We start from the raw sequence: 11,662 nt of genomic DNA on the forward strand, positions 1-11,662 counted from the left end.
CCCGGCGTCGACTGGGTGCTGTATCCGGCCGACTGTGCGCCTTATCCCGTCGACTGTGCGCCTTATCCCGTCGAGTGGGTATCGCGACCGCTACTTCAGCTCGCTGCTCGACTTGCCGAGCACGCGTCGCGCGATGATCAGTTGCTGGATCTGCTGTGTGCCCTCGAAGATGTCGAGGATCTTCGAGTCGCGAGCCCACTTCTCGAGCAGCCCGACCTCGGAATAGCCTGCGGTGCCACCGATCTCGACTGCCTTGTTGGTCAGTTCGGTGACCATGCGGCCCGCCTTGGCCTTCGACATCGACGCCTCGGTCGAGTTCGGCTGCTTGTTATCGGCCATCCACGCGGCGCGGATCGCAAGCAACCACGAAGCTTCCCAATCGGATTCGAGGCGAATGAAGTCGTGGACAGCTGCTGCCTGATTGGCGGCGGGCTTGTCGTAGTCGATGACGTGTCCGGCGCCCTCGAGGGTTGCGCGCAGTTCCTCGAGTGCCGCACGACCGAGGCCGACGGCCATCGCCGCGACGAGCGGACGCGTGTTGTCGAAGGTCTGCATGACACCCGCGAACGCTTTCTTGGTGTCGACTTCCGTTGAGCCGAGCAGGTTTTCGGCGGGCACACGGGCGTTCTCGAAGCGCAGCACCGCGGTGTCGGACGCCTTGATGCCGAGCTTGTGCTCGAGGCGGACGACCGACACACCCTCGGTGTCCATCGGTACGACGAAGCTCTTGATCGCGGCACGGCCGGCACTCTTGTCGACGGTCGCCCACACGACGACGTGATCGGCGCGCGACCCCGCGGTCACAAAGATCTTCTCGCCGTTGATGACGTACTCGTCGCCGTCGAGTGTCGCGGTGGTGCTGACGGCGGCCGAGTCGGAGCCGAAGCTCGGCTCGGTGATCGCCATCGACGCCCAGACGTCCTTGAACTTCTCGAGCTGCTCAGGGTTGGCCACCGCGGCGATCGCGGCGTTACCCAGACCCTGATACGGAATCGACAGCATGAGCGCGACGTCGCCCCAACCCATTTCGACGCCGTGCAGCACCGCACGCATGTTGCCGCCGTTGACGACGTCCGACTTCTTCGCCGACGACTTGTCCGCGGCGTCGGACTCGCGTCCCTTGCGGGCGGCTTCGCGAGCGAGTTTGCCGAGCTCGTCGAGCTCCTGGGGGTAGGTGTGCTCGGCCTTGTCGTACGTGCGCGAGATGGGCCGGAAGATGTGCTCGGCGGCGAGATGCGCCTGCTCGGTCACCGGGGCGAGCTTCTGCGGGAGCTCGAGGTTGATTGCCATGCCGGTATCTTACTGCGCGGTAAGATAGATTTCCAGCCCTCCCCGCAAGTGCTTTCCGCTCCTGCGGGGCGTCGTCCGTCAGCCGTAACCGACCCGTGCAGCTCGGAGCCCGTTTACGCTGGCCACATGGCCTACGACGACGATCTCGCCTACCGCATCCGCGAGCTGCTGTCGGGTGAGAGTGGCGTCGCCGAGAAGTCGATGTTCGGCGGCCTCGCGTTCTTGGTCGACGGCAACATGGCCGTTGCGGCGAGCGGGCAAGGTGGACTGCTGGTGCGCGTGCCGCCCGACGAGACCGACGCCTACCTGGCCAAAGCGCACACCGCCCCGATGGTCATGTCGGGTCGGGAGACGCGTGGCTGGTTACGGGTCTCGACTGACGGCATCCGCACCAAGCGTCAGCTCGAGAAATGGGTCGGCGTGGGCGTCGGCTATGCGCGATCGTTGCCGCCGAAGTGAGTGACTCGACGTAGCTCGCGAAAGGCATGGCTCCCGAAATCCTGTCTCCCGAAATTCTGTTGGCTGTAGCGTCGTCGAATGCCATTGTGAAACCCCATGACTGTCCGACGATTCGACGACGCCTCGGTGGCCGACTGGCTGATGGCCGACGGGCGAGACTGGCCCCGAGCGGTGACCCGCGGGCCCCGCGGCTTTGATGCGTATGCACGTCTGTTGCACATACCCGACCCCGCATTTCCGGGGCAACGTGAGACCGACGTCGAATCAGTCTCGGGACCAGGCGATTTGTGGCAGATCGCCGTCGCAGTCGAGGATCTGCGTCCGCATACCACCACACCCGATGAGATCTATTACCTGATCTGGGCCGGGTGTGGTTATCCAGAACTGCTGAGTGATGGCGTGCCCATCGTCGAAATCCGCGACGAGCTGGGAGCATCCATGCGTGACTACCATCTGTTCGTCGGCGACACCGACATGCTGGGTTGGCTGCCGCCCGAACCCGAGCCAACGCCGCGACACGGACACTCGATTCTGCCCGCGCCCGCATTCGTCTGGCCTGCCGATAGAGCGTGGTGCTTCACCGAAGACATCGATCCGCACTTCGCGACGATCGGTGCATCGGCAGCGGCCATCGCGGATCTTCTCCGGGATACACGTATCGACACGGTCGCCGACGACCCGGACGTCTCGCCGCCGTTCTATCGCTGACGGCCTACTCACTCATCGAGAAGCGGCACGACAGCGAATACTTCGAGGTCGCGCGGTGTGCCCTTCGCCTTGAAACGTCTCTTGCGGCTGAGCAATTGGAGCCCGTCCGCGGACTGCAGCGCATCGCTGGTGGCCAGTACCTCGCCGGTTCCGGCGGCATCGGCGACGCGGGCCGCGATGTTCACGTCGACACCGAGGTAGTCGCCACCGACCTGCCGCGGAGTTCCGGTGTGCACTCCGGCGCGCAGCTGCGCGCGGTAGTCGTCGTGCGTGATCGCGCTGACGGCTCCGCACAGTTCGAACGCGGCGAGGATCGCGTCGGCCGCGTCGGGGAACACCGCCATCACGCCATCGCCGAGCGACTTCACGATTCGGCCGCGATGAGCGCCGACGATGTCGCTGCTCACCCGATTGACCTCACCGATCAGCGACAGCACGCTGTCGTCACCTGCGCGTAGGGCCCACGACGAGAATCCGACGAGGTCGGTGAACAGGACCGTCACGTCGCCGTTCGCGGTGGCGGTCGACGACCTGCGATCGACGAGCGCCTGCCACACCTTCACGACGCTGAGTGCGAGCTCGCGCGACGCGCTGGGCGACCGATCGCTCCCGGTCAGCAGCTTCTCCATGCGATCGGAGAGGCGCGTCGGACGTGAGAGGTCGAGTTCGGGGACCGTCTCGGGCGTCAGCTTTCGCGGAAGCTGCGCAGCACGGATCAGCGAGGGCGTCCGGTCGGCGCGCGTGAGGAACTCGCCAACACGCGCCGGACCCGACGGCACGGGCTTGTCGTCAGGCGGCGTCGAGCCGGGAGTGGTGTCATCGTCGGACGTCACGAGTCAGATCGTAGCGACAAGCTCGACCAGCGGAAACGGGCACGAGGGCGCGGCGGGTGGTCTCGACAAGCTCGACCAGCGGGGGCAGCGCTCGACCAGCGGGGGCAGCTCGACCAGCGCGGGGTGGCGCCCGACCAGCGCGGGGTGGTCTCGACAAGCTCGACCAGCGAGTGGGTAGCTCGACCAGCGGGCGGGGGTCTCGACCATTCGGCGGGTGGTCTCGACAGGCTCGACCAGCGAGTGGGCGCTCGACCAGCGGGCGTAGCGCTCGACGAGCGAACCCCGCGGCCCGCTACGGGACGATGTTCACCATTCGGCCGGGCACGACGATCACCTTGCGCGGCGGCTGGCCGTCGAGGATCGCGAGGATCTTCTCGTCGTCGAGTGCTGCGGCGCGGATCGTCTCCTCGTCGGCGTCGGCGGGCACCGTGATGCGGCTGCGGACCTTGCCCTTGACCTGGATCGGGATCTCGACGGTGTCGTCGACAAGGTAGCGCTCGTCGGCGACCGGGAACGGTCCGCGCACCAGCAGTTCGTCGTGGCCCAGCCGCGACCACAGCTCCTCGGAGATGTGCGGCGCGAGTGGCGCGAGCATCAGGACGAGCTGTTCGACGGTGCTGCGCGGCGCGCCGTCGGGGAACTGCTTGGTCAGATGACTGGTCAGTTTGATCAGCGCGGCGACGGCGATGTTGTCGCGCAGGCCGTTGTAATCCTCACGGACCTCCGCGATTGTCTTGTGCAGCAGGCGAAGTGTCTCGTCGTCGGGTTCGATGTCGGCGACGCGGACGGCACCGGACTCCTCGTCGACGACCAGGCGCCATGCGCGCTGCAGGAATCGCTGCAGTCCCACAACGTCTTTCGTTGCCCACGGACGCGACTGATCGAGTGGGCCCATGTACATCTCGTAGAGCCGCAACGTATCTGCGCCGTACTCGGCGGCGATGTCGTCGGGAGTCACCGAGTTCTTCAGCGACTTGCCCATCTTGCCGTACTCCTGCGTGACCTTCTCACCGTTGTAGACGAACTCGCCGTCGACCTCGGTGACCTCTTCGGCAGGCACGTAGATGCCGCGTGAATCGGTGTAGGCGTACGCCTGGATCATGCCCTGGTTGAACAACTTTCGATACGGCTCACTGCTGGTGACGTAGCCGAGGTCGAAGAGCACCTTGTGCCAGAAGCGCGAATACAGCAGGTGCAGAACGGCGTGCTCAACGCCGCCGATGTAGAGGTCGAGTCCGCCCGGATCACTGAGACCGTGCAGCTCCGGCCGCGGACCCATCCAGTACGCCTCGTTCTCCCTGGCGCAGAACTCTTCTTCGTTGGTCGGGTCGATGTAGCGCAGTTGATACCAGGAGCTTCCGGCCCACTGCGGCATGACATTTGCGTCACGCCGATACTTCTTCGGACCGTCGCCGAGATCGAGTTCGACGTGGATCCAGTCCGATGCCTTCTCCAGCGGCGGACTCGGCTCACTGTCGGCGTCGTCGGGGTCGAAGGCGACGGGCGCGTAGTCCTCGACCTCCGGAAGCTCAACGGGCAGCATCGATTCGGGCAGTGCGTGCGCGCGGCCCTCCTCGTCGTAGACGATCGGGAACGGCTCGCCCCAGTAGCGCTGACGGGCGAAGAGCCAATCGCGCAGTTTGTACTGCACGGTGCCCTGTCCGGTGCCCTGCTCTTCGAGCCATTCGATGATCGCGGTCTTCGCGTCATCGACGTTCTTGCCGTCGAGGAAGCCCGAGTTCACCAGCGGACCGTCGCCGACGTATGCCTCCTCAGAGATGCCTGCCTCGGAGCCGATGACCTCGACGATGGGCAGTCCGAAGACCGTCGCGAACTCGTAGTCGCGTGAGTCGTGTGCGGGGACCGCCATGATCGCGCCGGTGCCGTAGCCCATCAGCACGTAGTCGGCGACGAAGACCGGAACCTGTTGTCCGTTAACCGGATTCGTCGCGAACGACCCGGTGAAGACGCCGGTCTTCTCCTTGTTCTCCTGCCGCTCGAGATCAGACTTCGCCGCGATCGACGCGCGATAGTTCTTGATCGCCTCGGCGGGCGTCGACGCGCCGTTGGTCCACCGCTCATCGATCGCCGCGCCCTCGGCAACCGATGGCCATGCGGCGGCAGTGAGCGGGTCGACCAGCGGATGTTCGGGGGCAAGCACCACGTAGGTGGCGCCGAAGAGGGTGTCGGGTCGCGTGGTGAAGACGTCGACGGTCACCTCGCCATCGGCCTGTGCCGGCACACCCGGTACGGGGAACTGCACCTGGGCACCGCGCGATCGCCCAATCCAATTGCGCTGCATGGTCTTGACCTTCTCGGGCCAATCCAGCACCTCGAGGTCGTCGAGCAGGCGGTCGGAGTACGCAGTGATGCGCATCATCCACTGCCGCAGGTGCTTGCGGAACACCGGGAAGTTCCCGCGGTCGCTTCGGCCATCGGCGGTGACCTCTTCGTTTGCCAGCACGGTACCGAGGCCCGGTGCCCAGTTGACGAGTGAATCACTCAGGTAGACAAGACGATACGAGTCGACGACGTCGGACTTCTCGGAGGCCGACAGATCTGCCCACACCCGACCGTCGTCGAGAGTGCGTGCACCGCTGTCGAATTCGGCGATCAGCTCGTCGATGCGACGCGCCTTGCCGGCCTCGTCGTCGTACCAGGCGTTGTAGATCTGCAGGAAGATCCACTGTGTCCAGCGGTAGAACGAGACGTCGGTGGTGGCGACTCGACGTCGCTCGTCGTGCCCGAGGCCGAGGCGTCGGATCTGGCCGAGGTAGCGCTCGATGTTGGCCTCGGTCGTCGTGCGGGGGTGCGTACCGGTCTGCACGGCGTACTGCTCTGCCGGTAGACCGAAGGAGTCGAAGCCCATGGTGTGCAGCACGTTGGCGCCCGACATGCGCTGGAACCGCGCGAACACGTCGCTGGCGATGAAGCCGAGCGGATGTCCGACATGCAGGCCCGCGCCGGACGGGTACGGGAACATGTCCTGGACGAAGAGCTTGTCGGAGGCGTCGGGGCCGCTGCCGTCGAAGGCACTCATGTCGCCGGCCAGCGGTCCGACCGGGTTGGGTGCCTCAAAAGCGTGGCGCTGAGTCCACTCGCGCTGCCAGCGCTCCTCGATCTCGCCCGCGAGTCGGGCGGTGTAACGGTGCCCCGGAGTCGCGGAAGCTGGGTCGGTGCTCGCCTGATCGGCGGCGCCCTCAGAGGTGGAGATGTCGGCGGTGCTCACCTCACCAGGGTAAATCGTGGCTTCACCTGCCCTGAAATCGACGTCGGATGGGCGGGAAAAGTATGGTGGTCGGGTGAGTGTGGTGTCGATCGTCGTCTCGGTATGCGTCTTTGTGCTGGCCCTGGTGTGGCTGGTGGTCGGAGTGGCGGGCCTGATCGGCCGACTCCCGCGCAACCGATACTTCGGAGTCCGCACCGATTCGACGATGGCCTCGGCCGAGGTGTTCACGCTGGCCAACCGCATCGCGGCCCCCGGAACACTGGGCGCGGCGCTCATCTTGTTCGCCGGTGGCGCGCTGACGCTCGCCGTCGACAGCGGCTGGTCGGTGGTGTTCGGACTAGTCGCGCTTGTTGCTGGTGTTCTGATCGTCGGCGCTGTGAGCGGTTACGCGGTGCGCGCGGCCGACGCCGTCGCCCCGGCTGATGATGCGGGCTGCAGTTGCTGCTCGTCGGATCACGGCAGCGTCGACGACGCACATGCCGCGGAACCTGAGCAGACCAGCGCGGCCGCCGACTGCGGCACCGATAGTTGCGCGTCGTGCACGCTGCGCGGCATGTGCAGCACTGACGATTCGTCGAGCGGTACGGCACCGGCACAGCCCGACCGCGCACCCATTCAATAGGACGTGCGCCGACTCCTCGCCCGGTCTCCGATCGACGGCTTCGTTCTGGCGATTCTCGCTGCGGTCGTCGTGGCCGCGTTCTTCCCGGCGCGCGGGACCTTTGCCGAGGTTCTCGACTGGGCGGTCACGATCGCCATCGGATTCCTGTTCTTCCTCTACGGCGCGCGCCTGCATCCGCGTGAAGCGCTCAACGGGCTGGCACATTGGCGGCTGCACCTGACGATTCTGGCGTTCACGTTCCTGGTGTTCCCACTCGTCGGCCTGGCTATACGGCCCCTCGTCGAACCGCTGATCGGTCACGACCTCTACACCGGCCTGCTGTACCTGACGCTGGTGCCGTCGACGGTGCAGTCGTCGATCGCGTTCACCTCGATCGCCCGCGGCAACGTCCCAGGGGCGATCGTGAGCGCCTCGGCGTCGAACCTCATCGGTGTTGTGTTGACTCCACTGCTGGTGGTGGCCCTGATGAGCGGTACGAATGGGGTGCACATCTCGGCGTCGTCGGTCATCCAGATCCTGCTGCAGATCTTGGTTCCGTTCATCGTTGGCCAGCTCTGCAGACCACTGGTCGCGCCGTTCCTCAAGCGATACGCCGAGCCGACCAAGTTCGTCGACCGAGCGTCGATCGTGCTCGTCGTCTACGCGGCATTCAGCGAGGGCGTCCGCAACGGGATCTGGTCGATCGTGAGTGCGTGGCAGGTGGTGGCGGTCGCGGTGATCGCTGCGGTGTTGGTCATCGTGATGCTCGCACTCACCTGGTGGAGCGCGCGGCGACTGGGATTCAGCCGCGCCGACGCCATCGCGATTCAGTTCTGCGGTACCAAGAAGAGCCTCGCCACCGGCTTACCGATGGCCACGGTGCTGTTCGGCGGCTCAGTCGTCGGGCTGATCGTGTTGCCGCTCATGATCTTTCACCAGATCCAGCTCATTCTCTGCTCCTGGTTGGCCACCCGCTACAGCCGCAGTCACGACGCCGTCGACGCCCGCTGACGCCCGCGCGGCGAGTCGACGCCGGATGAACACGACGAGCACATAGACAGCCGCGCAGCACACCAACCCGATCACGACGTAGAGCAGGATCGTCGCACCTAGGACTGCGCCTGCGAAGTACCCGGCGAGCAGCACGGCGGTCACCCAACTGACGGCCCCGACGATGTCGGCGAGGCCGAACCGCACGAACTGCATCCCGGTCATCCCCGCGACCCTCGGCATGAGCGTGCGGACGTAACCGACCCAGCGACTCGCGGCGACCATCAACATTCCGGATTGATTGAGCCGCGCGCTCGTCCGTTCCCATCGCTGTTCGCCGAACCGTCGCCCGAGGGGCGATTCCATCAGGCGCGGGCCGCCCACTCTTCCGAACCAGAATCCGACCGCATCGCCCGCGATCGCGCACACACAGGCCACCGTGATCAGAACGCCGAGGTTGGTATTGCCCACGCCTGCAGCCACGCCCGCCGCAAGGAGGAGTGCCTCGCTGGGCATGATCAGACCCGCGAAGATGACCGCGGTTTCCAGAAACACGACGCCGCCGGCGATCAGGTAGACCGCCCACACCGGAACCGACCTGATCAGGTCGATCAGCCAGTCGGCGAGTGAGTGCACCTGCCCGACGTTAGCCGCAGCTCCGACTCGACGACGCGGCGGCTTGGAGAACTCGGGGGCTGACTCCACGGTCGTCGAGGGTGCTGCGCGACGGCGATCCCGGCGGCCTGGCTCTGAAAGGGTTCAGCTTGTCGTGAATACAGAAATGGATGTACCGTCTGTATTCATGGAGACTGTGGCGGCGAGTCAACGCGATGCGCTGACGAGGTTCGGATACGCGTTGTCAGACTCGACGCGTACGCAGGTGCTGCTGCGACTGCGGAATGGTGGCGCGTATCCCGCGGAGTTGGCCGAGGCGATCGGGGTGTCACGCCAGGTCTTGTCGAACCATCTTGCTTGCCTGCGGGGATGCGGGCTTGTTGTTGCGGTACCCGAAGGTCGCCGCACTCGGTACGAGCTGACCGACGGCCGGATTGCCCACGCCTTGGACGACTTGCTCGGATTGGTTCTCGCGGTCGATCCGACGTGTTGTCCAACCTCCGACGAGCATGGTTGCTGCTGATGGCCGAAGAGCTGGGTCTCCCGTCGGTGGGTCGGCCGTCGGTGGGTCTCCCCGATGCGAGTCGGCCGGCGCTGAGTGTTGCCCGTCGGGAGTTGCTACAGCGTCGGATTCGGTGGTTCGTCGCGGCGACCATCGCCTACAACGTCGTCGAAGCTGTGATCGCGATCGGCGAGGGCACGCGTGTGTCCTCGACGGCCTTGATCGGCTTCGGCCTGGATTCGGTCATCGAAGTGTCGTCGGCAGCCGCGGTTGCCTGGCAGTTTGCGGGTTCGGATCCGGAACGGCGCGAGAAGGTCGCGTTACGGATCATCGCGTTCTCGTTCTTCGCCCTGGCGGCCTACGTGAGCGTGGACTCGCTCCGTTCCCTCCTCGGTACTGGTGGCGAGGCGCGTCACTCGTCGATAGGGATTGTCTTGGCGGCAGTCAGTTTGCTGATCATGCCGCTTTTGTCGTGGGCGGAACGTCGCGCCGGCCGTGAACTCGGCTCGCTGAGCGCGGTGGCCGACTCCAAACAGACTTTGCTGTGCACGTACCTCTCGGCAGTACTGTTGCTCGGGTTACTTCTCAACAGCCTGCTCGGATGGTCGTGGGCTGACCCGATCGCCGCTCTTGTCATCGCCGCGATCGCGGTCCGCGAGGGCATCAACGCATGGAAGGGCGACACGTGCTGTGCGCCCAGCATCGGCCAGCGCGCCGGCGAGCCCGCTGGGTGCGACTGCTGCAGCACGGAGGTGACGGGCCAGGGCGCTACCCCGAGGGCCACACCCGACGCGTCGCAGTCGGCCTGATCAGACCGATGCCACTCCCCTACGACATCGCCTCGGAGTTGAACGCGTGAGCAAACCGATCAAGATCGCCTGGGCGGTACTCGCTGCCATCTTCGTCGGCATCGGTGTTGCCGTTTTTGCCATCGACGACGCCACGTCCCCGACTCCGGCTGATACTGCCGAAGTGTCTGATCTCGTTGTACGCCCCGACAGTCACCGCCTGTCCTCGCCCGAGCAGAGCCGGGCGCAGTTCGTGGAATTCCTCGACTTCGAGTGCGAAGCCTGCGGCGCCGTCTACCCGATCATCGAGGACCTGCGGCGAGCCTATGGCGACCGCGTCACCTTCGTCGTCCGCTACTTCCCGATGCCTGGACATTTCAACGCCGAACGCGCTGCTCGTGCAGTCGAAGCCGCAGCCCAGCAGGGTCGGTTCGAGCAGATGTACCAGCGCATGTTCGCCACCCAATCCCAGTGGGGTGAACAGCAAGTCCCCGCCGACGACCTGTTCCGTACCTTCGCCGTTGACCTCGGCCTCGACATGGCAGCCTTCGACACCGCCTACAACAGCCCCGCCACGCTCGAACGAATCCGCGCCGACGTCGCCGACGGCCTGTCCCTGGGCGTACAAGGCACTCCCACGTTCTTCCTCGACGGGAAGCGGCTCCAACCGTCCACAATCGACGAACTCACCGCCGCCGTGAATGAGGCAGCGTCTGCGTGATCGACGTCGACCGGGACTCCGCGAAACGCTTGTCCACAAGGTCGAAAAATTGTTCGAGAATTCCTCGACGCTGTCGGTATTGTCGGGTAATGTAGAACACATATTCGATATGATGTGGGGCGGGGGTGGCGGCACGTGAACAGCAACAGCAATCGCAACAACAGCGAGAATGGCCGTGCGCCTTCGGCTTTGGCGACTGCGCCGGCGGGTTCGGCGGATGCTGTCGTGGCGGAGAAACTGTCACGTCTTGCCGCGGTGTTGGATGAGTTGGCTGCCGTCGATGTGTCGCTGGTATCCGACGCGGCGCTGGTGGAAGCCACTGTTGAGGCCGAACGGCTAGCACTGCGGACCGCGGGCGCGGTCACCGATCGCTTGATTGTGGAGGCTTCCGACCGCGATCTGCCCCGCGCCCTGGGTTTCCGCGATGTTCGCAACTTTATGGGGCATGGTCTGCATATTGGTGATCCCGCGGCGCGGCATCGGGTGATCGCCGCGACCGGGTCGTTCACCACGATCAGCGGCGACCGACTACCACCCTCGTGTCCCACGTTGGCTGGGTATGTGGTCGAGGGTCGGGTCGCGGGCGCGCACGTCCGGGCTGTGCTCGAGGTGCTCGAAGCGATCCCCGGTGAAGTGTCGGCCGAGACGAAGGCTGCCGCCGAAGCGCAGATGGCCGGCTACGCGGTCCAGTTCACCCCTGCCGAAATCACCAATTTGGGTTCGCGGCTACTTGCCCATCTGGATCCGGATGGGACGCTGACCACCTCGAAGGATCGTAAACGTCGACGCCGCCTGTGGGTGAACCGGCAGAACGCGCAGTTGATGTCGCGGTTGACCGCTGATTTGGATCCGATCGCCCGCGCCCGACTCGACACGGTGTTGGACGCTGTCTCTTATACACATCTGACGCTGCCGACGATCGCATA

Annotated in this window: 12 protein-coding genes; 8 read left to right on the forward strand and 4 right to left on the reverse strand. The window is 65.3% G+C overall.

The genetic code is table 11. The features are described 5' to 3' along the window. Positions 1–90: 90 nt before the first annotated feature. Positions 91–1,290 (reverse strand): acyl-CoA dehydrogenase family protein, encoded by a 1,200-nt coding sequence (locus A5788_RS00145; protein WP_049699223.1) that lies wholly within the window; start codon positions 1,288–1,290, stop codon positions 91–93. A 126-nt stretch (positions 1,291–1,416) separates the two neighbouring features. Between A5788_RS00145 and A5788_RS00150 the strand changes: the two genes are divergently transcribed. Both A5788_RS00150 and A5788_RS00155 read left to right on the forward strand, forming a co-directional pair. Further along, positions 1,417–1,749, forward strand: coding sequence for a TfoX/Sxy family protein (locus A5788_RS00150; protein WP_049699222.1), 333 nt, complete (start codon positions 1,417–1,419; stop codon positions 1,747–1,749). A gap of 96 nt (positions 1,750–1,845) precedes the next feature. Further along, the gene (locus A5788_RS00155) at positions 1,846–2,457 is read left to right on the forward strand and encodes a hypothetical protein (protein WP_049699221.1); all 612 of its coding nucleotides are present in this window, start codon (positions 1,846–1,848) and stop codon (positions 2,455–2,457) included. Between the two features lie 8 nt (positions 2,458–2,465). Here A5788_RS00155 and A5788_RS00160 read toward each other — a convergent pair whose 3' ends face one another. Together A5788_RS00160 and leuS are read right to left on the reverse strand one after the other, a co-directional pair. Then, the gene (locus tag A5788_RS00160; RefSeq protein WP_049699220.1) at positions 2,466–3,290 is read right to left on the reverse strand and encodes an adenylate/guanylate cyclase domain-containing protein; all 825 of its coding nucleotides are present in this window, start codon (positions 3,288–3,290) and stop codon (positions 2,466–2,468) included. A 292-nt stretch (positions 3,291–3,582) separates the two neighbouring features. Continuing rightward, a complete protein-coding gene (gene leuS / locus A5788_RS00165) occupies positions 3,583–6,504 on the reverse strand; it encodes a leucine--tRNA ligase (RefSeq protein ID WP_414651991.1) in 2,922 nt (973 codons plus the stop codon). 88 nt (positions 6,505–6,592) lie between these two features. Between leuS and A5788_RS00170 the strand changes: the two genes are divergently transcribed. Then, the gene (locus A5788_RS00170) at positions 6,593–7,141 is read left to right on the forward strand and encodes an SdpI family protein (RefSeq protein ID WP_049699218.1); all 549 of its coding nucleotides are present in this window, start codon (positions 6,593–6,595) and stop codon (positions 7,139–7,141) included. A gap of 3 nt (positions 7,142–7,144) precedes the next feature. Further along, positions 7,145–8,131 (forward strand): bile acid:sodium symporter family protein, encoded by a 987-nt coding sequence (locus A5788_RS00175; protein ID WP_064865747.1) that lies wholly within the window; start codon positions 7,145–7,147, stop codon positions 8,129–8,131. Here A5788_RS00175 and A5788_RS23330 read toward each other — a convergent pair. After that, the gene (locus A5788_RS23330) at positions 8,015–8,815 is read right to left on the reverse strand and encodes a DedA family protein (protein WP_231894303.1); all 801 of its coding nucleotides are present in this window, start codon (positions 8,813–8,815) and stop codon (positions 8,015–8,017) included. The genes A5788_RS00175 and A5788_RS23330 overlap by 117 nt on opposite strands. A gap of 97 nt (positions 8,816–8,912) precedes the next feature. On the opposite strand from A5788_RS23330, the gene A5788_RS23335 reads away from it, so the two are divergent. From A5788_RS23335 to A5788_RS00195, 4 genes are all read left to right on the forward strand, one after another. Further along, the gene (locus tag A5788_RS23335; RefSeq protein ID WP_082938083.1) at positions 8,913–9,248 is read left to right on the forward strand and encodes an ArsR/SmtB family transcription factor; all 336 of its coding nucleotides are present in this window, start codon (positions 8,913–8,915) and stop codon (positions 9,246–9,248) included. Then, positions 9,248–10,036 carry a cation transporter gene (locus A5788_RS00185; RefSeq protein WP_082938084.1) on the forward strand — a complete coding sequence of 263 codons (789 nt, stop codon included), beginning with the start codon at positions 9,248–9,250 and terminating at the stop codon, positions 10,034–10,036. The genes A5788_RS23335 and A5788_RS00185 overlap by 1 nt, the downstream gene beginning before the upstream one ends. A gap of 46 nt (positions 10,037–10,082) precedes the next feature. Continuing rightward, entirely contained in the window at positions 10,083–10,736 is a 654-nt protein-coding gene (locus tag A5788_RS00190) for a DsbA family protein (RefSeq protein ID WP_049699215.1), read from the forward strand. Between the two features lie 135 nt (positions 10,737–10,871). After that, the coding region (locus tag A5788_RS00195) for a DUF222 domain-containing protein (RefSeq protein ID WP_156525405.1) at positions 10,872–11,662 on the forward strand (791 nt) is incomplete at its 3' end.

This window comes from Gordonia sp. 852002-50816_SCH5313054-c, assembly GCF_001665925.1.
Lineage (GTDB): Bacteria > Actinomycetota > Actinomycetes > Mycobacteriales > Mycobacteriaceae > Gordonia > Gordonia jacobaea.